This window comes from Pantoea sp. Lu_F5_004, from assembly GCF_051136245.1.
Taxonomy (GTDB): Bacteria; Pseudomonadota; Gammaproteobacteria; order Enterobacterales; family Enterobacteriaceae; genus Pantoea; species Pantoea agglomerans.
This window is the reverse complement of sequence record NZ_CP194947.1, coordinates 568719-591420: the sequence shown is the minus strand read 5'-3', so window position 1 is coordinate 591420 and position 22702 is coordinate 568719. Positions and strand designations below refer to the sequence as shown.

The 22702-nt window shown below is 55.6% G+C and carries 19 protein-coding genes and 2 pseudogenes; 11 read left to right on the top strand and 10 right to left on the bottom strand.

From position 1 onward, the window contains the following. The first annotated feature begins 459 nt into the window (after positions 1-459). Complete coding sequence (locus ACR8BN_RS21810) at positions 460-1830, top strand: aldehyde dehydrogenase family protein (protein WP_434747713.1); 1371 nt, start codon at positions 460-462, stop codon at positions 1828-1830. A 3-nt stretch (positions 1831-1833) separates the two neighbouring features. Here the strand turns inward: ACR8BN_RS21810 and ACR8BN_RS21805 are convergent, their stop codons facing one another. Both ACR8BN_RS21805 and zigA read right to left on the bottom strand, forming a co-directional pair. Continuing rightward, positions 1834-3012 (bottom strand): NAD(P)/FAD-dependent oxidoreductase, encoded by a 1179-nt coding sequence (locus ACR8BN_RS21805; RefSeq protein WP_069026882.1) that lies wholly within the window; start codon positions 3010-3012, stop codon positions 1834-1836. Between the two features lie 92 nt (positions 3013-3104). After that, complete coding sequence (zigA, locus tag ACR8BN_RS21800) at positions 3105-4334, bottom strand: zinc metallochaperone GTPase ZigA (RefSeq protein WP_010246814.1); 1230 nt, start codon at positions 4332-4334, stop codon at positions 3105-3107. Positions 4335-4453: 119 nt separating this feature from the next. Between zigA and ACR8BN_RS21795 the strand changes: the two genes are divergently transcribed. Further along, complete coding sequence (locus ACR8BN_RS21795) at positions 4454-4792, top strand: ASCH domain-containing protein (protein WP_434747712.1); 339 nt, start codon at positions 4454-4456, stop codon at positions 4790-4792. Here ACR8BN_RS21795 and ACR8BN_RS21790 read toward each other — a convergent pair whose 3' ends face one another. Continuing rightward, the gene (locus ACR8BN_RS21790) at positions 4793-5341 is read right to left on the bottom strand and encodes a helix-turn-helix domain-containing protein (protein ID WP_010246810.1); all 549 of its coding nucleotides are present in this window, start codon (positions 5339-5341) and stop codon (positions 4793-4795) included. It abuts the gene before it with no gap. A 111-nt stretch (positions 5342-5452) separates the two neighbouring features. Here ACR8BN_RS21790 and ACR8BN_RS21785 point away from each other — a divergent pair, with 111 nt between their 5' ends. From ACR8BN_RS21785 to ACR8BN_RS21770, 4 genes are all read left to right on the top strand, one after another. Next, on the top strand, positions 5453-6121 hold the full coding sequence (locus tag ACR8BN_RS21785) for an AzlC family ABC transporter permease (RefSeq protein ID WP_010246808.1): 669 nt from the start codon (positions 5453-5455) through the stop codon (positions 6119-6121). Continuing rightward, positions 6118-6441, top strand: coding sequence for an AzlD domain-containing protein (locus tag ACR8BN_RS21780; protein WP_010246806.1), 324 nt, complete (start codon positions 6118-6120; stop codon positions 6439-6441). Before ACR8BN_RS21785 ends, ACR8BN_RS21780 begins: the two co-directional genes overlap by 4 nt. Positions 6442-6548: 107 nt before the next feature. Continuing rightward, positions 6549-7451 (top strand): alpha/beta hydrolase, encoded by a 903-nt coding sequence (locus tag ACR8BN_RS21775; protein WP_434747711.1) that lies wholly within the window; start codon positions 6549-6551, stop codon positions 7449-7451. Between the two features lie 56 nt (positions 7452-7507). Then, positions 7508-8200 (top strand): DJ-1/PfpI family protein, encoded by a 693-nt coding sequence (locus tag ACR8BN_RS21770; RefSeq protein ID WP_434747710.1) that lies wholly within the window; start codon positions 7508-7510, stop codon positions 8198-8200. Here ACR8BN_RS21770 and ACR8BN_RS21765 read toward each other — a convergent pair. From ACR8BN_RS21765 to ACR8BN_RS21755, 3 genes are read right to left on the bottom strand one after another with little or no spacing between them, the layout of a single operon-like run. Further along, entirely contained in the window at positions 8186-9151 is a 966-nt protein-coding gene (locus tag ACR8BN_RS21765; RefSeq protein ID WP_039387848.1) for an acyltransferase family protein, read from the bottom strand. The genes ACR8BN_RS21770 and ACR8BN_RS21765 overlap by 15 nt on opposite strands. Beyond that, positions 9144-12206, bottom strand: coding sequence for an efflux RND transporter permease subunit (locus ACR8BN_RS21760; protein WP_434747709.1), 3063 nt, complete (start codon positions 12204-12206; stop codon positions 9144-9146). Before ACR8BN_RS21760 ends, ACR8BN_RS21765 begins: the two co-directional genes overlap by 8 nt. Next, a complete protein-coding gene (locus ACR8BN_RS21755; RefSeq protein WP_434747708.1) occupies positions 12206-13294 on the bottom strand; it encodes an efflux RND transporter periplasmic adaptor subunit in 1089 nt (362 codons plus the stop codon). The genes ACR8BN_RS21760 and ACR8BN_RS21755 overlap by 1 nt, the downstream gene beginning before the upstream one ends. Before the next feature lie 513 nt (positions 13295-13807). On the opposite strand from ACR8BN_RS21755, the gene ACR8BN_RS21750 reads away from it, so the two are divergent. Then, positions 13808-16537 carry a cation-transporting P-type ATPase gene (locus ACR8BN_RS21750; protein WP_434747707.1) on the top strand — a complete coding sequence of 910 codons (2730 nt, stop codon included), beginning with the start codon at positions 13808-13810 and terminating at the stop codon, positions 16535-16537. Here the strand turns inward: ACR8BN_RS21750 and ACR8BN_RS21745 are convergent. The 3 genes from ACR8BN_RS21745 to parS all read right to left on the bottom strand — a co-directional run bounded on the left by ACR8BN_RS21745 (position 16526) and on the right by parS (position 18639). After that, the gene (locus ACR8BN_RS21745) at positions 16526-17557 is read right to left on the bottom strand and encodes an AI-2E family transporter (protein ID WP_010670602.1); all 1032 of its coding nucleotides are present in this window, start codon (positions 17555-17557) and stop codon (positions 16526-16528) included. The two genes, ACR8BN_RS21750 and ACR8BN_RS21745, sit on opposite strands and share 12 nt — an antisense overlap. A gap of 171 nt (positions 17558-17728) precedes the next feature. Beyond that, complete coding sequence (locus ACR8BN_RS21740) at positions 17729-18199, bottom strand: RES family NAD+ phosphorylase (protein ID WP_069026891.1); 471 nt, start codon at positions 18197-18199, stop codon at positions 17729-17731. Next, on the bottom strand, positions 18196-18639 hold the full coding sequence (gene parS, locus ACR8BN_RS21735; protein WP_064703869.1) for a type II RES/Xre toxin-antitoxin system antitoxin: 444 nt from the start codon (positions 18637-18639) through the stop codon (positions 18196-18198). The genes ACR8BN_RS21740 and parS overlap by 4 nt, the downstream gene beginning before the upstream one ends. Positions 18640-18783: 144 nt before the next feature. Here parS and ACR8BN_RS21730 point away from each other — a divergent pair. Continuing rightward, a pseudogene (locus ACR8BN_RS21730) lies at positions 18784-19041 on the top strand (aldo/keto reductase); the annotation flags it as partial. 34 nt (positions 19042-19075) lie between these two features. Here ACR8BN_RS21730 and ACR8BN_RS21725 read toward each other — a convergent pair. Next, a pseudogene (locus ACR8BN_RS21725) lies at positions 19076-19493 on the bottom strand (LysR substrate-binding domain-containing protein); the annotation flags it as partial. Positions 19494-19706: 213 nt separating this feature from the next. Here ACR8BN_RS21725 and ACR8BN_RS21720 point away from each other — a divergent pair. From ACR8BN_RS21720 to ACR8BN_RS21710, 3 genes are all read left to right on the top strand, one after another. Further along, positions 19707-20321: a TetR/AcrR family transcriptional regulator gene (locus tag ACR8BN_RS21720; protein ID WP_250862870.1), complete on the top strand. Its 615-nt coding sequence runs from the start codon at positions 19707-19709 to the stop codon at positions 20319-20321. A gap of 50 nt (positions 20322-20371) precedes the next feature. Then, entirely contained in the window at positions 20372-21271 is a 900-nt protein-coding gene (locus tag ACR8BN_RS21715; protein WP_182687110.1) for an alpha/beta fold hydrolase, read from the top strand. Between the two features lie 241 nt (positions 21272-21512). Then, complete coding sequence (locus ACR8BN_RS21710) at positions 21513-22700, top strand: M20 metallopeptidase family protein (RefSeq protein WP_163658768.1); 1188 nt, start codon at positions 21513-21515, stop codon at positions 22698-22700. Positions 22701-22702 lie beyond the last annotated feature (2 nt).

Genomic DNA, 22702 nt, shown 5'->3' with positions numbered 1-22702 from the left:
GGCGTAAGATCTTCATTCTGTGGATGAAAGGGATCGTTTTCTGACTACAGTGAACATTAGCACTGTTTACAGTGAACATTCTACCTGGTACAGTGAATAAAGTACTGATTACAGTGAACACTTTACTGATTATAGTGAACGCGATCACCCTTTCAGCCCTTGTGGGGTGCGGCCTGCGACGATCGGGGATCTCTTAGGATCTCTATATGATCTATTAAGGATCGTTTATTAGGATCTGGTCACTGTATAAGTGGAAAACTTAAGGCGTGACATCATTTTAAGACGTGCTGACCATCAGCAAAAACTGGCCCGCAATCTGCCCAATGCCTGACAGGCTAATCAGCCATAGCAGCATTCATTCTCAATTGATAAACAACTTCCTCACTATTATTCATTTTTCATCATCAACTACAGCGCGTATCGTCTCTCCATCACTGACAGAATGAGGAAAACGGCACCATGACTGAACATGCCCTATCACGTAATCCCACAACTGGTGAAATTCTGGCACGCTATCCTTTGCAGAACAGTGCAGAGCTGGAACATACACTGACTGAAAGCGCATCTGCTTTTGCAGCATGGAAACACAGCACCATGACGGACCGCGTTCGCGTATTGCGTCAGCTTGGCGAACAGATCCGTCTGCGTGAGCAGGATCTTTCCCGCATGATCACCCTAGAGATGGGTAAACCCATTGCACAGGCACGCGCTGAAGTTCTGAAATGCGCTAACTTATGCGACTGGTATGCGGAACATGGCCCTGCAATGCTGGCCGATCAGCCCACTCAGATTGCCGATGCGTGGCAGCGATTCCGTCCCATCGGGGTGATCCTGGCTGTGATGCCATGGAATTTCCCCCTGTGGCAGGTTCTGCGGGGCGCAGTGAGTATGTTGCTGGCAGGCAACACCTATCTGCTCAAACACGCGCCTAACGTCATGGGAAGCGCCACACTGATGGCTGAGCTGTTCAGGGCAACCGATCTGCCTGCTGGCGGCTTTAACCTGATCAACGTTGACAACGACGGTGTCTCCGTAGCCATCAAAGATGGCCGCATTGCCGCCATTGCGGTTACCGGAAGTGTCCGGGCTGGCGCCGCGATAGCTGCACAGGCGGGCGCAGCACTTAAGAAAACCGTGCTGGAACTGGGAGGATCCGATCCCTTTATCGTGCTGGCGGATGCCGATCTTGATGAAGCGGTTAAATCAGCCGTTATTGGACGTTTCCAGAATACCGGGCAGGTTTGTATGGCTGCCAAACGCTTCATTGTGGAAGCTCCGATCGCTGCAGAATTTGAAAAACGCTTCACTGCCGCGGTCCAGGCACTCACCATGGGCGATCCGCTGGATGAAAACACCTTCCTGGGCCCGATGGCACGCGCCGATCTGCGTGACGAACTGGATGGACAGGTAAAAGCCACGCTGCGAGAAGGTGCACGTCTGGTACTGGGCGGCGAGAAAGTGGCAGGGCAGGGTAACTACTACGCACCGACCATCCTCGCTGATGTCACCAGCGACATGACCGCGTTCAGGCAGGAGCTGTTTGGCCCGGTAGCCGCTATTGCGGTCGCCAGGGATCCACAACATGCGCTGGAGATCGCCAACGACAGCGAATTTGGCCTCAGCGCCACCGTCTGGAGCGGTAATGAAGAAATTGCCGATCGTCTGGCGCTGCAGCTGGAAGTCGGTGCTGTGTTTATAAATGGCAACGGCGCGTCCGATCCGCGCGTTACCATTGGTGGTGTGAAGAAAAGCGGCTACGGCCGTGAACTGTCGCACTTTGGTGTGCACGAATTCTGTAACGTGCAGACCGTGTGGAAGAATCGTCGCTAGTATTTACTGTGCCGACGGAAGATAAGCGGGCGCTGTTTTAGCGACCGCACTGAGCGGACGCAGCAACCGATGCGGTGCAAACGCACTCAGCATTGGTGACGCTGTGCCGCTCAGCATCTCCTCAGCCACTAGTCTGCCCAGCAATGGGGCAAGTGTCATGCCGCTATGGCTGACCATCAGATAAACGCGTGCAGACTCGCTGATGTAGCCTAATGCCGGCAAACCATCTGACGGACGCGACCGCTGTCCTGTTTCAATCCGCTCAATTCTCGCGCCTTCGGTGTTTTTTAACAGCCGCCGCAATCGACGCAGCATCTCTTTGCCTATCAGTCCATCCGGCGAGACCGGGCGTGCGGGATCGGCGTGCTGATCCAGATCCAGCGCCTGAAGCATCAGACGGCCACCGCCATCCGGCCGCACATTCAGTTCCGGGGTAATCAGATTGCATTTAAGTGGGATCGGCAGAGGCTGGGTCTGCGCCAGAAAACTGCAGGCAACAGGATCGGCGCGGTTCGCATCGGTCATCGCCAGTTCAAGCCCGCACTGACTTATCAGTTCCGGCGCCCAGCGACCGGTTGCCAGCACCAGCTGATCGCCGCGCCATTCATCCCCACTGGCCAGCGTAAGATGGACATCCTGCGCCGATTCAGTCAGCGTCGTCACTTCATTGTTGCAGACCAGCTGCCCGCCACTGGTACGCAGGTCAGCCAGCAGAGAGGCGATAAACAGGCTCGGATAAAGCAGACACTCCGACGGGAAAGACCAGGCGTGCTGAACGCGGGGATCGAGCCGCAACTCGGGCATTGTACCCAGTAACGCGGCGCGGCTACGCTTCTCTACAGGGTAATCGAGTGTCGTAAGCTTTGCTGCGCGCTGCGCCAGCTGGCGCAGGGATGATTCATCGGCTGCCCACTCCAGCGTGCCGGTTTCCAGCAGCCATCGGGGCGATGCAGGATGGTTAGCCTGCCAGCGCTTGTGCTCGTCTATCGCATGGGCATTAAGATCATGGTAGCTGGTGGGTTCTTTGCCGTTGGCATTGACCCAGGCATAGCTGATCTGACTGGTTCCGCTGCCAGGATAGTTTTTATCGAAGACGGTGACCTGTGCGCCCCGTCGCGACAATGACTGCGCGACGGCTAAACCCAGCACGCCTGCACCGATTACGGCAATACGTTGTGGCATATCTGGTCTCTCCTGAACAGGGATTAGTGGAAAACTGCTACCCGCCGGTTCGTTTACTATTGCGAAGTCAAAGAAGTACGTCAACCGCAGCGTCAGGCGGTGGTTTCATCGAACCATGCGGGCACCGGATCGGCCAGAGTGATCCACTGTTCAGGCCCTGCTGCCATCTCCTGCGGTGTCAGTAGCGCATGATCCAGTGCGGCACGGACGCTCTTCTCGTCCATCTCAATGCCGATAAACACCAGCTCCTGGCGTGCATCGCCGGTACCTTCCTGCCACTGTTCAGCGATAAAGTTGAGCGAATCCGCATCCTGTGGCCATTCAGTTCGCGGCACGCTGACCCACCAGCGCCCGGCATAACCCTGACGTGCCACTGCGCCCGCCTGCGACCACATCGCGGCATATTCCGGCCGACTGGCCAGCCAGAAGTAGCCTTTAGAGCGGATAACGCCATCAAGCTGGTGGTTTACTGCATGCCAGAAACGCTGCGGATGGAACGGACGGCGGGCGCGATAGACAAAGTTACGAATGCCATACTCCTCCGATTCCGGCTGATGCTCACCGCGCAGGGTCTGCAGCCAGCCGGGTGCCTGCGCTGCCCGGTCAAAATCAAACCGGCCGGTATTCAGCAGGCAGTCCAGCGGAACCTGCCCAAACTCACTGTTCACAATAAGCGCGTGCGGATTAAGCGCCTGCAACATGCCCTTCAACTGGTGTAACTGCGCCGGGCTGAGCAGGTCCGTTTTGTTCAGCACCAGCAAATCACAAAACTCAATCTGATCCACCAGCAGATCAACCACTGAGCGCTCATCCTGCGCGCCCAGCGATTCGCCACGTGACTGCAGATCATCGGCTGAACGATAATCGCGCAGGAAGTTAAAGCCATCGACCACGGTGATCATACTGTCCAGCCGGGCATAGGCTGACAGACTTTCACCCGCTTCATCTTCAAACGTAAAGGTTTCGGCAACCGGCAGCGGTTCAGAAATGCCGGTAGACTCAATCACCAGGTGATCGAAACGCCCGGCCTGAGCCAGACGTTTTACCTCCAGCAGCAGATCTTCACGCAACGTGCAGCAGATGCAGCCGTTACTCATTTCGACCAGCTTTTCGTCGGTGCGGGAGAGCTGCGCGCCGCCATCGCGCACCAGCGCAGCGTCAATATTAATTTCAGACATATCATTGACGATCACCGCGATCCGTCGTCCTTCGCGGTTGTTCAGAATATGATTAAGCAGGGTAGTTTTACCGGCACCGAGAAAGCCGGAGAGAACGGCAACCGGCAGACGGGGATCGTCGGATGTCAGAGCAGAGAGTGTCATGGTATTACCTGTAGAAACGCGATTTGAGATACGTTATAACATAACATTAGTGAGTTTGTTTTCAACCCGGATTTGTGTTTTTGTTTCGGGTATCAATGAGCGTTTAAAATGGAGTGGAAATGCAACAACTCACGCTTGTCCCGCGTCTGATGCCAGCCGTCAGGTCCGGAGAGAAAACCTCGACGATTCGCTGGCATGAGGGCGATATCACCATGGGTCCGCTGAGACTGGTGAATCAGCACGATGAAACGGACGCGGTAATCGTGTGGGTGACGCAGGTCGACACGCTGCGCTTAAGCGAAGTCGCCGCGACGCTGGGGAAAAAGGAGGAATGGCCTGATGAGGTGCTGCTGGAAGGGATGCGCGAGCACTATCCGGAGATCAGGCTGAGCAGTGAGGTGCAGCTAATCACTCACCTCACGCCCGCAGAAACCCTGCAGAAGCTCACTAAACCGTGATCAGCTGTGCTCAATCACCAGCAGCGCCATCGTATCGGCTTCCAGCGCCCGAAAGATATGCAGCTCATCGCCCGGATAGGTAATGTAATCGCCTACATCCAGCTCCACTGCACTGTCAACCGGGCCCACCAGCGCACGCCCTTTAGCAATAATAATATGCTCAATGGTATTGGGGATATGGGGCTGGGAAATGCGCTCGCTGCCGGGCTGAACTTCCAGCAGATAGATATCACGCCGAACGCCGGGCGGGCAGGAGGCCAGCAAAACGGCCTGATAATCGGCCAGATCGGCGGTAACCGTCAGGCCCTCTCCACGCCGAATCACCTGCAGACGACGCGCATCCGGCTCCAGCAGACGTGAAAATGGAATGTTCAGCGTTACGCAAAGCGACCACAGGGTTTCAATGCCCGGATTGCCATTACCCGCTTCCAGCTGTGACAGCGTAGATTTGGCGATCCCTGCGCGGCGCGCCACTTCAGCCAGTGAAAGACCGGCTCGCTGACGTTCACGTACTAAGGCATTGGCAATAATGCTGATAGGGGTATTCAAACGCACTCCTGATAACCTGAATGTTTTTTATATCGAACATAACGTTCATCTTGTAAAACGCTGTCGCGGTGTTCATTATATCGGATTATATGTTCATTACGAGACAGAGTGATGCTTTTTCCGCAAATGCAGTTGCTGGACAAAGGGGTGATCAAAGCGATTTTTCTGGTCTGCCTGGCTGATGGAATTGTTGGATTATCCTATGGCTCGCTGGCCTCGGCCGACGGGTTTCCGCTCTGGGTGCCGCTGGCGCTCTCAACGCTGGTGCTGGCCGGGGCGTCGGAGTTCCTGTTTATCGGCATTGTGGCCGGTGGCGGCAGTCCATTTACCGCCGCCGCAGCGGGCCTGCTGGTAAATGCACGTCATTTGCCGTTTGGCATCGCCGTCAAGGATCTGGTGGGGCAGGGTCCGTCAGGCTGGCTGGGCTGTCACATCATGAACGACGAAAGTGTGGTGTTTGGCATCTCTCAGCCGCAACTGGCGCAACGCCGCAGCGCTTACTGGCTGTGCGGTATCGGTATCGGCTTGATATGGCCGGTCAGCGTCATGATCGGGGCAGCAATCGGGCAGTTTATTCCTGATGTCTCGGTGATCGGACTGGATGCGGTGTTTCCGGCGATCCTGATCGCCCTGATCTTCCCGGCGCTGCGCCAGCGACGCACCCGGATCCCCGCGACCGTCGGCGCGCTGCTCTCCTTGCTGGCGACGCCACTGGTTCCGGCGGGCATGCCGGTGCTGTTTTCACTGCTGGGCCTGCTGACATGGAGATCGCGCAAATGACACATCAGGGAATGATTATCGCCGGGATTGCCCTGCTGGCGGCCGGAACCTATCTGATGCGGTTTGCAGGCGTCAGGCTGGGAAACCGACTGCCGATCAGCGAGCGTACCCAGCAGATGCTCTCCGACGCCGCCACGATATTGCTGCTGGCGGTAGCGGCCACCACCACGCTATTTGAAGGTCAGCATTTTGCCGGTGTGGCACGGGTGGCGGGTGTAGGCTTTGCCCTGTTGCTGGCGTGGCGTCGGGCGCCGCTGATTATGATTATTCTGGGGGCGGCGGCAATGACGGCGCTGTTGCGTTTTCTCGGCGTGCCCTGAGGATGTCATTAACCCCGGCAAAAGCGGGGATGTTATCGCGGTGAAAATTTGTCAGGATGGCACTCTCTCAGGCGTGATTAGCCCGATAACCTTGCAGGGATTGCTGAATGAACACTGTCCGTACCTGTTTCCTCCTGATGCTGCTGACTGTGATAACAGTCGGTTTAACCGCGGTTCCGGCCATTGCCCGACCCGATATGCGTCCGCTGGGCAAGAACATCGCCGACACAGGCTCCGCCTGGTATCGCTTCCAGAGTAAAATGTTTGTCTCACAGGATGGGGAACGGCACTATCGTGTGTGGCTTGCTATCCCCAAAAGCGATGCGCCGCCAGGCGGCTATCCGGTGCTCTGGCTACTGGATGGCAATGCGGCGATGGCACATTTGACAGAACCTCTGCTGAAAAAGCTGAGCAGCGGCACGCCGCCGGTGCTGGTCGCGGTGGGTTACGACACCCATTTGCCCTTTGATGTGGCGGCGCGTAATTACGACTACACCCCACCCAATGATGCGCCTGATACTCTGGTCACTCAGCCTCAGGGCCGTAAAGGCGGAGGGAGCCATCAGTTTCGTCAGCTGCTGCTGAACAGGATTGTCCCGTGGGCAGAACACCTTGCGCCCAGCAATCCGCAACGGCGTGCGCTCTGGGGTCACTCCTACGGCGGACTGTTCGTGCTGGATACCTTCTTTGATGCCGCCTGGTTCAGCCATTACTTTTCGGCTGCTCCCTCGCTGAGCTGGAATCATCAGCGCATTCTTACCCTGGCACGACGCGCTGAGGCCGGCCCGCTTAAACATCTGTCGCTCTATCTGATGGAGGGTGATGGCATCACCGAACGCCGAACCGGCCACTCTGACGATCTTCAGCAGGAAGAGCGTGCGCTTACTGACATCCTTCGCCCGAGCGGTGCCAGACTGATTCTGTCGCGTTATCCCGGACAGAGTCACGGCCAGATATTATCCTCGTCGCTGGTGGATACGCTGGAAATAGTCTCCGGTAGCCGGGATTGATATCTGACCGGGCATCGCGGCATGATGGCGTTTCATCACCTGCCCGGAGTTCACGCATGAATCGTCCGCTACAGATTGGTCTTTTGCTGTTCCCTGATGTCACTCAGCTCGACTTAACCGGCCCGTGGGAGGTGTTTGCGCGCACGCCTGGTGTCGAATGCCATCTCATCTGGAAAGATCGCCATCCGGTGCGTTCCGATCGTGGCCTGGCGATATTGCCGACCACTACGTTTGCAGATTGCCCGCCACTGGATGTGATCTGTGTGCCTGGCGGGCCGGGACAGATCGCCCTGATGTCGGATGACGTCACGCTGAATTTCCTTCGCCAGCAGGCCGATCAGGCTAAGTGGGTTACGTCGGTCTGTACCGGTTCGCTGGTGCTGGGGGCCGCCGGACTGCTAAAGGGATATCGTGCGACCTCGCACTGGAGTTCCATCGATCAGCTGGCACTGCTGGGCGCGGAGCCGGTCAGTCAGCGGGTGGTGCGCGACCGCAATCGTATCAGCGGCGCAGGCGTGACCTCTGGCATCGATTTTGCCCTGACGCTGGTGGCAGAAATTTCGGGTGACGCGGTAGCGAAATCGGTTCAGCTGCAGATGGAATATGATCCTGAACCGCCGTTTACCAGCGGTTCGCCGCATACCGCACCACCACAGGAAGTGGAGCAGGCGCGGGCGAAAATGGCTGAGTTTCTTGTCACTCGCCGTGCGGCAACCGAACGAGCCGCTCTGCGACTACAGGCTGATTAGCTTACTGACGCCGGGGATGCGCAACAGCAGCAGTGACAGCGCCATTGAGAAGATTAACGTCAGGGCGATGACCAGCAGTTTATCGCCCAGCGTCTGGATGCGGATTGCCGCCGCCAGCAGGCCAAAAATCAGATAGTGCAGGATATAGACGCCGGTCATGGTCTTCCCCAGGGTCGTCAGAAACGGCGTCAGCCACTGGACTTTTTCCGGCAGGCGAATGGCGTTAATGCTGATCACAATCAGCACCACCAGCAGATAAACCTGTGAGCCCGTCAGCACCACATCGTTATGGGTCGCCAGAAAGCGCGCAAGAAAGTAATGACGCTCATACAGCCAGGTAAAGAGATAAACCGCGGGCAGCAGCAGCAGGCTGATCTTTATCACTCTGGGTGATGTCAGCAACTGCATCACGCGCGGCGCGGCCATCAGCCGACCCGTGAGGTAGTAGAGCACCCAGGTCCAGATACGGTATTGTGGCAGCAGCGAAAAGGCCCGCTGGCCCGGGTAGAGGCTGGCGAGCAGGTCATAGGCAAAAGCTAACACCAGCAGCAGTAAAATCCCCGATGCCATCAGCCCAGGCCGCTGAATGAGTCGGTCAATCAGCGGATGCGACACATAAATCACAATCAGCGCAATTACAAACCACGGCTGAATCAGATAGCCCTTATGATGCATCCCGGCAAACCAGAAAAAGCTGAACCAGAAGATAAAAATCAGCAGAATGCGGCGAATTTTGCCGAGCTGCCACGCGGGCGTATGCCGCTCACCGGCGTCAATATAACCGCTGAGCAGAAAATAGAGCGGCGTGGCGATCGTCGAAACAAAACTCAGCACGTTCAGCGTCAGATTGATGTCGTAATGGTAGCTATCGTAGCTCTGGTAAAGCGTGAAAAACGAGACGGCGGTGATACAGGCCAGCGTCTTCAGCATAGCCAGTCCGCTCTTATTCACCGTGCGCCTCCCGGCCATGGAAGCAACGATAGATGACCGGCAGCACCAGCAGGGTCAATACTGTCGCGAACCCCAGGCCAAAAATAATCACCACCGCCATGCTCTGGAAAAAGACGTCGCGCAGCAGCGGCAGCAGGCCCAGCACCGTGGTGAAGGCGGTCAGCAGAATAGGACGCAGACGTGAGGTCGCGGCATCAATAATCGCCAGCTGCAGCGATTTCTCCTGCCGGAACAGCCTGATCTCCTCAATCAGCACGATCCCGTTACGGATCAACATGCCCGACAGGCTCAGCAGCCCAATCAGCGCCATAAAGCCAAACGGAATACCGGTGAACAAAAAGCCACAGGTGACGCCAATCAGCGCCAGCGGCACGGTAATCCAGATAGCGACGGCGTCGCGCAGCGAGTTAAACATCAGCACGGTAATGATGAACATCGCCAGGAATCCTACCGGCAGCGAACTCAGCAGCCCGCTTTGCGCTTCACGTGAACTCTCCAGCTCACCTCCCCATTCAAGCCGGTAGCCCGCCGGGAGTTTAAGCTGGTCGATCTGTGGCTGAACCCGCGCTACCACCTGTGCGGAGGTTAACCCTGAGGCGGGATCGGGATCGGTCTGTACGGTCAGCACGCGCGTACGATCGCGGCGCATAATCAGCGGATTCTCCCACTCCAGTCGGAAGTCAGAAATCACATTGCTCAGTGGCACAAAGTGCTGCAGGGCGGCACTCCACAGCTGAATATTCTCGATGTGATCGACACTCTGCCGCTCTTCATCAGCCGGATAGAGCATCACCGGCATCAGCCGGGAACCGTCACGGAAAATGCCCACCGCGTCACCGCTGAAATTCATTCTCAGCGCCTGATCGATGTCACGTTTATCGATACCCAGTTCCTGACCACGCAGCGCCGAATAGACCGGGCGGATCACTTTGCTGCGCTCCTGCCAGTCGTTGCGCACCGGGAACGTCGAGCCATCCGCCAAAAAAATGGCATCCAGCTGGCTGCCGATGTGGCGCAGCACTTCGGGATCGGGGCCGATCACCCGCAGGGCAATGGCGCTGTCACTGGCGCTGCCAAACTGGATACGTTTGATGCGCTGATTCACCTGTGGGAAGTTCTGCTCAATATACGCCTCGGTTTTCAGTGCCAGCGCATCAAGCTGTCGGCCATCCTTAACCCGTATCATAATCTGAGCGAAGTTGCTGTACTGCCGTGCCGCGTCATAGGTCAGGGTAAAGCGCAGAGCGCCCTGGCCCACCGTCGTGACCGTGGCTGCGACCTCAGGATCCTGATTAATGAACCGGGCAATATCCGCCGCCGTATTCGCGGTGTAATGAATATCGGTGCCATAGGGCAGCCAGAGATCGGTGAAAAAGACCGGCGTGCTGGATGAGGGGAAAAAGTTCTGCTTCACCAGGGTAAATCCATACAGCGACAGAGCCAGCAGTGCCACCATTACCGTCAGCGTGGTCAGGCGGAAACGCAGCAGGCCGCCCAGCGCCTGACGATAGAGCCGGAATACGATGCCCTGATAAGGTACGGAGGGTTCGGTTTGCTCAGGCTGAGCCGTGCTGCGGCGCTTCTCACTCCAGTTGATAAATACCGGCGTTAAGGTCAGCGCCGTGACCCAGCTCAGCATCAATGAAATCAGCAGCACCTGGAACAGCGATTTACAGTATTCGCCGGTCGAATCCTGCGACAGGCCAATCGGTGCAAAGGCGAGAATTGCAATCACCGTGGCACCCAGCAGCGGCAGGGCAGTGCGCCGGACCATACGGGCAATGGCCTGCTGTAAAGGGTGCCCGCGCTGGTGATCGATTTTGACCCCTTCGACCACCACAATGGCATTGTCCACCAGCATGCTGAGCGAAATAATCAGCGCGCCCAGCGACACCCGCTGCAGCTCAAGTTTAAACAGGTACATGATCAGGAGTGTGCCAAGCACGTTAAGCGCCAGCGAGGCGGCAATCACCATGCCGCTGCGCAGGCCCATAAACAGCAGCAGCGTTCCCACCACAATCGCCAGCGCCATCAGGAAATTGAGGATAAAGCCATCAACCGACTGTTTTACCTCATGCGCCTGGTTATAGAACACCTTCAGGCTGATACCGGCGGGCGTATCCTGCTGATAGTGCGCCATTCGGGCGGAAAGCGCGTCGCCAACATCAATCACATTGACGCCGGGCGCGAACGAAATGCCGATAGCCAGAGCCGCTTCACCGTCTGCAAAGTAGATATTGGCGGGATTGTCGGTAACGCCACGCGTCAGGGTGGCGATATCGCGCAGATGCACGTTCTGTGGGTTGCCAGCGGGCAGAATCGGCAGATTAGCCAGATCGTCCAGCGTCTGCAGTTCACCGGTAGGATGAAAACGGATGGATTCGCTGTCGACCCGCAGCGTTCCGGCACTGGCAACGCTGTTATTCCGGCTCAGCAGATCGGCGACGCGCTGCGGCGTCATACCATAGGCGGTCATTTTGCTGGCGGAGAGAGCGATGCGGATCTCCTCCTGCTCGACGCCCGCTACCGCAACTTTAGCCACACCCGGCACCAGCACCAGGTCGCGCCGAAGCTGATCGGCGTAGTTGCGCAGTTCGCTGTTGGTAAAGTCTTTACCGTGGATGACGAAGAAGTAGCCGTAAACATCGCCGAAATCATCGTTGACCAGCGGGGCCTGAACGCCAGGCGGGAACTGCCGGGCCGCATCGCCGACCCGACGACGTAACTCATCCCAGATTTGCGGCAGCTGATCGGCCAGATAGCGGGTATGAATATTAACGGTAATCTGCGACAGGCCATTGCCCGAAATGGACGTGACATTGTCCAGCGACGGCAGGCGCTGCAGCGCATTCTCCAGCGGCAACGTCACCTCCTCTTCAACCTGCTGTGCGGACGCGCCGGGATAGTGGGTAACAATCACCGCCGACTTAATGGTAAACAGCGGATCTTCAAGGCGGCCAATGTTGAGCAGCGCATAGATTCCGCCCACGCCCAGCAACAGAATGACCATCCAGATGCGAATGGGTTTATCAAGAAAATGCTCCTGAATACGCATTATAACCCCCGCTCGCGCTGCCAGATGCGCACCGCTTCACCCTCACGCAACTCACCCACACCGGCGGCAACGATATGGTCGCCCGGCTTCAGCCCGCTGATGATTTCAATGCCCTGGGCGGTGAGACGACCCACTTCGACAGGTCGATCTTTGATGCGCAGCGCCTCGCCATCCTGCTCAACCAGCCAGACGTGCGGCTGATTAGTAGGGCTGCGATCGGGATTAAATACCGCTGCTGCAGGCACGACCAGACGCGGCTGGGCAGGGGCATTTGGCAGGTTATGCAGCCTGACGCGTACCGAGCCGCTGAGGCCAGCAACGCCAGGGAGATCAGCCGGACGCGGCATGGTCAGCACCACCTGATAGGTCAGCGTGGCGGCATCCGTCTGGCTGGTGTGTTCTTTGTATTGTGCGGTGAAAAAGCGGCCTGGCAGGGCGTTAAACTGCACCTCAGGCTGATAATCAATATTCTGGATATTGAGGCTGGTGAAGAGGGTTTCGGGCAGCGTAAAGATGACGTCGAGCAGATCGGCACGGGTCAGCAGCGCAATGGGCTGTCCGGCGGCCACGACCTGATGATTACGCGCCTGTACCCTCGCAATCACGCCATCAAACGGCGCGCGAAGGCTAAAAAACTGTAACTCCTCCTGTGCGATTTTCAGTGCAGTCGCGGCGGCATCGCGATTAGCACGCTGCACATCCATCTCAGACTTTGAAACGGCGCTGCGCTGTGCCAGCGTATTGAAGCGCTGAAATTGTCGCTCCGCCAGTTGCAGTGCAGTCTGGCGGTCGCGTACCCGTAGTTTCGCATCTGCATCATTCAGGGTAGCGAGAAGCTGTCCCGCTTTTACGGGCGTTCCGTCACGAATATCAAGCTGTACCAGCTGGCCTGCCCGTTTAAACGCAAGATCGGTATTATCACCTGCCTGAATACGCGCAGGAAATACACGGATATTTTGAGCGATGTCCGACTCAAGGGTGAAAACTTTAATTACGCGGGGAGGGGGAGCATCCGGTTCTTTTTTTTCATCGCACGCTGTCATAAAAAAACAACAGAGCAAAATGAGGATAACCTTGCGTTTAATCATTTTCTTTGCCTTAACATCAGCTTTTAAACTGCGGTTTGATAAGCATTAAGTCGTAATAAATCCTGATGCTTATCGCGACCGGGATAAACTTATTTTTAATCTTCGTCATATAAGTTTAACGAAGCGGCAGGGCCGCTTCGCTGAATCGGCTTACGCCGCCATCTGAGAGACCACCAGCCAGGTCAGTAAGCCCACCAGAGTCGTTGCGGCGACCGCGAGAATAACGAAACCGCAAAGCATGATAATGCTCTGTTTTTTCATCAGAGTTTCCTTTTGCGAGCCAGAGTATAAACCGATGCACACTGCATCAGCATACTTAAACCTTAGCTAAACAAAAACAACGTTGTCATTCTCATAATATAGGTTAGATTTAATTTAGCCATTTTATGTTATTCGTCAGACGTTTCTTAAGTAAATATGATATCGGTCATTACCTGCAGGAGGGGCTGCCTGCAAAATGCATGTCTTTTAATTGCGCCTTTATTTCATCGCTAAATGGCACGAGGTTTATATATGCTAAATAATGATAAGCAGGATAAAGCGTTAGCTTTATCTGAGCGCCCCTGGTATCAGCGTAGTGTGGCAGAGATATTCTCGGAACTGCAGAGCTCATCAGCAGGATTATCCACCGCCACTGCGCAGGAACGCCTGCAGAAACACGGTCCCAATGCCCTTCCGCAAAAAGCTGAGAAATCGGCTCTGCTCAAATTCATCGCGCATTTTAAAGATGTGCTGATCTATATTCTGCTGGCCGCGGCGGTGATCACCGCGATCATGGGTCACTGGGTCGATACCTTTGTCATTATCGGCGTGGCCGTCATTAACGCCCTGATCGGCTTTATTCAGGAGAATAATGCCGAGAAGTCACTGAAAAGTATTCAGAACATGCTTGCCAGTGAAGCGATGCTGGTGCGGGATGGCAAACAGGTCACGGTCGCGACGCGCGATATTGTGGTCGGTGATGTGGTGATGTTACGCCCGGGCGATAAAATCCCGGCTGATTTGCGACTGTTTGAGGTCAATAATCTGCGGGTTGAAGAGGCGATCCTCACCGGGGAGTCGACGGTGGTGTCGAAGAACACCGATACGCTGACCGGTGAAAAATCGCTGGGCGACCGTCTCAACCTGGCTTTTTCAGGCACCACCGTCAGCTCCGGCACCGCCGCAGGCGTGGTGATCGCCAGCGGCGGTGATACTGAACTGGGCCATATCAACGAAATGATCAGCGGCATAAAAGAGGTTAAAACCCCGCTGCTGGTGCAAATCGACAAACTCGGTAAAGCGATCTTTTTCATCATCCTGCTGATGATGGTCGCCCTGTTTATCTTCGGCTATCTGCTGCGTGATATTCCACTGGGCGAGCTCTCGCTGTCCGTCATCAGCCTTGCGGTTGCTGCGGTGCCGGAAGGTCTGCCTGCCATTATCTCTATCATCCTGTCGCTGGGCGTGCAGTCGATGGCGCGCACCCAGGCGATTATCCGTAAGCTGCCGACTGTTGAAACCCTGGGCGCGATGTCGGTGATCTGCTCCGATAAAACCGGCACGCTCACCATGAATGAGATGACGGTGAAAGCGGTGGTGCTGGCGAAAAGCCGCTGGCGCGTTAGCGGAAACAGCTACGAACCTAAAGGTGAAATTGTTGCTGAGCAGGGCGACGCAAGTGGACTCTCTGCGGCACAGGATCCGCTGTTTCAGCAGTTCCTGCATGCGGTAGACACCTGTAATGAAAGCCAGCTGCGTCAGGAAAGTCAGGGTCACTGGACGATTGTTGGCGGCCCGACTGAAGGCGCGCTGAAGGTGCTGGCGGCGAAGGGTCAGACGACACCTCAGCCGGTTGAGGTGGTGAGCAAGCTGCCGTTCGATTCCCTCTATAAATATATGTCGGTCAGCTGTGTTGCAAACGGCGAATCTTATGTGCTGCTGACCGGTGCGCCAGACGTGCTGCTGACGCTGTGTCAGCAGCAGCAAACGCCGGAGGGGGCAGAGCCGATAGACCGTGCGTACTGGGATGCCGCCATCACCACCTACGCCAGCGAAGGGCTGCGCACCGTTGCCGCCGCCTGGAAGAGAACCTCTGCACCCGTTACCGCGCTGGATCATGCCGATCTGAAAAGTGACATGGTGCTGCTGGGTCTGGCCTGCATGATGGATCCCCCCCGTCCCGAAGCGATTGCCGCCATTGACGAGTGCCAGAAAGCGGGCATTCGCGTCAAAATGATCACCGGCGACCATCAGGAAACCGCGATGGCGATTGGTCAGATGCTGGGAATCGGCAACAGCCAGGCTGCTATCACTGGCTACCAGCTTGAACACATGAGCGACGCCGAACTGGCCGATGCGGCAAAAACCTATGACATTTTTGCCCGCACCAGCCCGGAACATAAACTGCGTCTGGTGAAAGCGCTGGAAGCGAGCGGCGAGATCGTCGGCATGACCGGCGACGGCGTCAATGATGCTCCGGCGCTGAAACAGGCCAACGTCGGTATTGCGATGGGTATTAAAGGCACCGAGGTGACAAAAGAGGCGGCCGATATGATTCTGGCCGACGATAACTTTGCCACCATCGCTGCGGCAGTCAAAGAGGGACGTCGGGTTTACGACAACCTCAAGAAAACCATCCTGTTTATCATGCCCACCAACCTGGCGCAGGGTCTGCTGATTATTATCGCGATTCTGATGGGCAATCTGCTGCCGTTAACCCCGGTACAGATTCTATGGATGAACATGGCAACGTCCGCCACGCTGTCATTTGGTCTGGCGTTCGAGCCTGCTGAAGCGAATGCGATGCGCCGGCCACCACGCAATGTCAAAGCACACGTGATGGACGCTTACGCCATCTGGCGCGTGGTGTTTGTCGGTCTGCTGATTTCAATCAGTGCCTTTGTGCTGGAAGCCTGGCTGCAACCGCGTGGCTATAGTGCCGAGTTTATCCGTACCGTGCTGCTGCAGATGCTGGTCACCGCGCAGTGGGCTTACATGCTTAACTGCCGTAATTCAGATGGCTTCTCACTGGATCGCGGTCTGCTGAAAAATCGCGGTATCTGGCTGGTGACGCTGGTACTGATTGTCCTTCAGGCGATCATTATTTATGTGCCATTGATGAACACGCTGTTTGGTACCCGTCCACTGCCGATTAACTACTGGCTGATTTCGCTGATTGTCAGCATCGCGATCTTCATCGTGGTTGAGATCGAAAAACGCCTCACCCGCGCATGGCGGGTGAAGACGCCATCACTGAGTTAATTCTGCCTCCGGGTCCTGCTGCGGATAGCTCGCCAGCAGGACCTTTTTAATCAGATAGGTCAATGGAATAGCCAGTATCCCGCCCGTAATCCCCAGTAACGCCTGCCAGAACAGAAACGCCAGCAGCTGCGTGGTCAGCGCCAGGTTGAGTCGTTTACCAATCAGCAGTGGTTCGATCACCGAACTCAGGCAGAGGTTCAGCACCACAAAGAATCCTGCTACCGCCAGCGCGATCTGTAAATCAAACATGATGTAACTCTGGATCACCGGCGGAATGGCGGCCAGAAAGGAGCCAAGCACCGGCACGTAATTAAAGATGAACATCAACACGCCCCAGAAAAAGGCAAACTTCAGCCCGATCAGATGCGCACCGACGCCCACGATTAACCCACCCAGAATACTGGTCAGCGTTTTCACTCTGGCATACACAATAACGCTCTGAATTCCCTCCTGCAGCGCCAGATAAAAGGCCTGATGTTTTCCCTTTACCCGCTGTTGCAGTGCAGCTTTCAGCAGCGGCATCTCATAGAGCATAAACAGCAGCATCAGGAACACCATGATCCACCATGAGATGACGCCAGGGATTTGCGTCAGAAATGCAGTGACAATGCGCACTATCGCCCCCGCATCCACAAAGGTCAGCAACTGGTCGGGCGTCATACCGATATCAAGCCGGGCAAAGGCCAGCGTCAGCTGTTCAAGCCGGGCCGCGAGCAGCACGGGCGCCTGACGGCTGAGCTGCATTAAATCGGGCGTCAGCACGGTTAACTTGAGGATAGTGACCACCATGATCAACAGCATCAGCATAATCACCAGCAGTGACGAGACGATGCGCGGTATGCGTTTGTTTTCCAGACGGGTAATCAGGGGATCAAGCATGATGGCCAGTAACATCGCCAGCAGGACCTGATTGATCAGCGGTGCTGCCAGATAAAGGCCGGTCAGAATAATGGTCAGACAGGCGAGGATAAACAGCACGCGTGCCAGCGGCGGCCAGAGGGTAAACCAGCTCAGTCCCATGATTGGGCTCCTTCAGCAAAGATAAGCTGCAGTATAGATGAGGCTTAAGCTTCAGTGCCTTGCGTCAAGTCAGAGGGAGAAAGGCTTGTCTCAGGGCATAAGAGACGATCATCGGTGGCTACCGGCTCTTGTTCAACGCACGAATGCGCGACTAAAAGCTATCCGGATAATTTATTTACGATCCGGTTTCAGCCGACGATCAAACCGGAACGGAATAGCCTCAGCCTGTTGAACTATACGGAAGAAATCGGGGTGTTCAGGATTTAACAGATAGTTATATTCTACAGGGGAGAGGGCACTGGGAACACGCAACGCAACCGCATCGCAGGCAGAGCACCAGGCGTCTCCATAGTCAGCCAGTTCTGCCGGTGCGTCTTCATCGGCCCAGTTTGCAGGCAACTCAGTGATATCGGCGGTCTGAATCAGCGCATCGGGAACATCGATGCGCAGAAGTGTGAACGCGTCCAGGATGTGTGCTGAGTGCAGATGGACCAGTGTTTCCAGCAAAGTCAGCGATGCTGTTTCAGAAACATAAACCATGGAGATGCCGATGCTGTTCCAGCGGCCGCCCGCCTCTTTTGCGCCAAATCCCGTCCAGGCTGTCGAAAGATACTTTGTCTTGGTCAGCCTGTAGAGAATCAAGAGTAAACTCCGTGCTCCAGGCGCGTGATTAATTTCATGACCTCGTATGCCCCGGTTTCAGACGCCATCAGTTCTGCGGGCATTTTCCAGCTCAGCGCCCTGTTAGGCTCATTCAACCATTTTTGCGCTTCATCCTTATCACCTTCGAACAGTTCAACTGCGCGATCAATGACACGGATAATTCGTACCAGTCGTTCACTTTGTTCAGCGCTGAATTTCGCTTTCACGCTCCGGCTGAACGTCGTGGAGGGAATACCGGACATTTTGCGCAGATCGTTTTGCGTAATCTTCGCCCAGTTGACGATCAGGTGAGCTACGTTGCCATCAAGGCCTTCATTAATCTGGCCCAGCAGGGCGACACCATCAGCGTTGTTCAGGCCTGCGGCCTGCCATAAGCGTGGCGCCCTGGTTTTATTCGCAGAAAAGCTGAATGTTTTCATCTGTCACCTCCAATTGGTCATTTAACTATAACCATTTGGTGGGAGGGGCGCAAATTTCAGGATCTGATAAATCAGGAAAACCGGTCACTCTGAACCTTTCAGGGTCATGTGTCAGAGCAAGTCGCGACTCACACATATTCATAAGTTTCATTACTGGGTGAACTGGCTGCCGGAAAAGGGGTTACGTCTGCACAAATAGCACTGGCATGGTTGCTGGCACAAAAACCGTGGATTGTTCCCATCCCCGGCACTACTAAGCTGCACCGGCTGGATGAAAACCTGGGTGCTGCCGACATCACGCTTTCACAGGACGACGTGCGGCAGATAGAAGAGGCGCTTGAAACGATAGAAATCGTCGGCGAGCGTTACTCCCCTGAGCATCAGGCTCGTGTGGGCCGTTAAGATTCAGGCGGGTCTGCATCGAATTGTAGACCCGCTATTCCGGGTGCCGAAGCGCATCTATCATCAGCGCAAAAGCGGGCGGATGCTGTATACGGCTCGGGTAACAGAGATAATAACCGGGAAATGCAGGGCACCAATCCTGCAGAATCTGAATTAGCTTTGCGGATTTTACATACTCCGTGATCGTATCTTCAGGAACACAGGCAATACCAAAACCCGATAATACGGCATCGATTCTTTCTGATAGAAAATTAAACGTGATCTGTTCTTCAACTCTGACACGTAACGATTTTCCTTCCTTCTCAAACTCCCCGTGATAAAGGTTTTAATTTCGGTCATACGAGAGTTCGAGCTGCATGCTCCCCTGCGGAAAAGCGGATATTGCCAGAGGGCATTCCATTGAGTTGAACCAGAGATGCCAGCTCCTGCTCAAGATCGGCAATACGTGGCTCAGATGGGTCTGATTACATAACGCGAGATTAAAACGGCGTGCCTGACGTGCCGAACATGTCTGGGCCTAAGCCTTTCACGCGCCGTCGATACGGTGTTTTATCTGAAAAGGTCATGGTGAGGGGCGGGTTCCTTTTCCAGGCGAGCCCCAGGCATAAGTAAGCCTTTATCTGGCGGACAAATCAGTCTATCTTAAAGGAAATGATCATTCTCTAATGGTGTTTGCGATGAACGATAACCGTTATAAAGAGCGGGGACGACCACGGGCGTTTGATACCGATGCGGCACTGGACAGCGCAATGCTGGTATTCCGGCAAAAGGGCTATCACGCCACCTCGATCGGCGATTTGGGCCAGGCTATGCAGCTCACTACCGGCAGCATCTATAAAGCTTTTACCGACAAGCGCACGCTGTTTGCAAACGTCTTTGCTCGCTATCTCTCAATGCGTAACAGCAGTTTAGCGGCGCGGCTGACGCAATGTGAAAATGGTCGTGAGCAACTGGCGGCGCTACTCAATTTTTATGTGGATTCAGTGCGCGATGTAGAAGGTGAGCGCGGCTGTCTGGTGGCTGTCAGCGCCGTAGAGCTGCAAACTCTGGATGAGGAACTTGCCGGAGCCGTCAGCGCGGCGCTAATACGCAACCAGCAGAATCTGCATCAGATAATCAGCCTGGGTCAGCAGGATGGTTCGGTCAATCCTGCACTGGACAGAGAGGCCACCGCTTCGCTGATGCTTTGCATCGTGCTGGGGATGCGGGTAGCCGGTAAAGTTGCTGCTACCCGGCCCGATGCCAGCATCATCCCCCTGGCACTGAAGTTACTCGACTAAATTTTTTACTCATTAAGGAAATGTTCGTTTCCTTATTATCTGGAGGTTTTATGCCCGTATATCCACTCTACCAGCACCACTTTATTAATATTGACTCGCAGCGGCTGCACTACCTCAGCGCAGGCAGTGAACACGCTGAGGCTGTGGTTCTGCTCGCGGGTTTCCCGCAAAGCAGTTATGCCTGGCGGGAGGTTATTCCCTTGCTTGCCAGCCACTTTCATGTGATCGCACCCGACCTGCCAGGGCAGGGTGATTCTGACTTTCCAGCCAGTGGTTACGACACTGACAGCGTGGCAGAGCGCATACTGGCGCTGCTGAACCAGTTGGGTATCGAACGCTTTCATCTGGCCGGGCATGATATCGGGGCGTGGGTCGGCTGGTCACTGGCGGCAGGCCATCCCGAAAAGGTCAGCCGTCTCGCGCTGCTGGATGGCGGCATTCCCGGCATCACGCTGCCTGACTCGCTGCCAATGGTGGGTGATAGCGCCTGGAAAACCTGGCATTTTGGATTTCACTGTGTGGATGATTTACCGGAAGCGCTGATCACTGGCAGAGAGGCGATCTACCTCGACTGGTTTTTTAACCGTAAGTCAGCAAATCCACATTGCATAGATGCGGCGGCCCGTCATGAATATCTGCGCGTTTTTCAGCAGCCCGGGGCCTTGCGGGCCGGATTGGCTTTTTACCGCGCTTTCGCACAGTCGGCAGAGCAGAATCGACAGCGCGCGTTAAAAGGCAAACTGGCTTTACCGCTGCTGGCTGTCAGTGCCGACCAGGGATCGATACCCGATATGGCCACCCCGCTGCGCACCGTAGCACATCAGGTAAGCAGTAAAACGGTTCTCAACTGCGGCCATTTTATTCCCGACGAACAACCCGAGAAATTAGCGGAAATACTGGCAGACTTCTTTATTCCCTCTCCGGATAAAAGTGAAATATCAGCTCAGTGACAGTAGGGAAAGTAATGTCATGTGGCGGATTATTAATATTATTGCTGATCCGCTGTTATCTCATACAGGTTTCCAATAATTAACACTATCTTATTGATTTTTAAGTATGTAGAGCAGGCTGTTGCGCGTTGCTTTCTGTCGCGTGCTGTGAATAAATAAACGGTCATCAACGTCCGTCATCAGGATGAGATTAAAATAGCGGTCGGCAGCAGAGTGCCGATCGCATATTGCCGGGGCTGCTATGAATCAGGAAAAAGCACGACTGGCCGGGGAAATAAAAGCCAGAGTTAATGAACTTGAATCGCAGTTAGTGGCGATTCGACGTGATATCCATGCGCATCCGGAATTAGGCTTTGATACACTGCGCACCGCCAGTCTGGTCACAGACTATCTGCAGGCGCTGGGACTGAATCCCCGCACCGGCGTTGGCCGCAGCGGTGTAGTGGTGGATATCGACGGCGCAGAGCCGGGTAAGACGCTGCTGTTGCGCGCCGACATGGACGCGCTGCCGATCCATGAGCAGACCGGTCTGCCGTTTGCCAGCCGCTATCCCGGAAAAATGCACGCCTGTGGGCATGATATTCACACCGCAACGATGCTGGGTGTGGCAACGATCCTGCCGCACTATCGTCAGCAACTCAAAGGCCGGGTCCGGCTGATATTCCAGCCCGCGGAAGAGACGCCGGAAAGTGGCGCTGAGGCGATGATTGCGGACGGCGCGGCAGATGGCATCGACTGGGCCGTGACCCTGCATAACAAGCCTGAACTGGCTGCGGGGGAAGTCGCCCTGACGCGCGGGGCCAGTACCGCCTCCAGCGATGAATTCGACGTTACGGTGCATGGCGTATCGACCCACGCGGCACGTCCGCACATGGGCACCGATCCGATCATCGCGACCGTGCATCTCATCAGCCAGCTACAGACCCTCATCTCGCGTGAACGCGATCCCGCTCACTCCGCCGTATTAACCATCGGGCACATTCAGGGTGGTACCACTCACAATATCATTCCCGATAGCTGCCTGTTTCAGGGCACCATCCGTACTAAGTCGCCGGAAGTACGCGCTGCTATGGAAATCTCGTTTAAACGGATGTGCGAAGGGGTGGCGCTGGCGCAAAACGTGCGGGTGGAGGTTAACTTCCAGCGTGGTGTCCCGCCTTTGATGAATGACGATCGCCTGATCGATTCACTGGAACAGATTCTGTCGCATCAGTTTGATAAGCCCATCATCGCGCAGCCCAGCGCCAGCTTTGGTGCCGAAGATTTTTCACTGTTCACGGAACGGGTACCGGGCTGCCAGATTCATATTGGATCGGCCACGCCGGGCCGTGACGATCACCTGCATAACTCCGACTATCAGCCGGACGAACGCAGCATTACCGCCGGGACGCAGGCGCTGACCCGCCTTGCAATTGATTTACTCTCTTAATA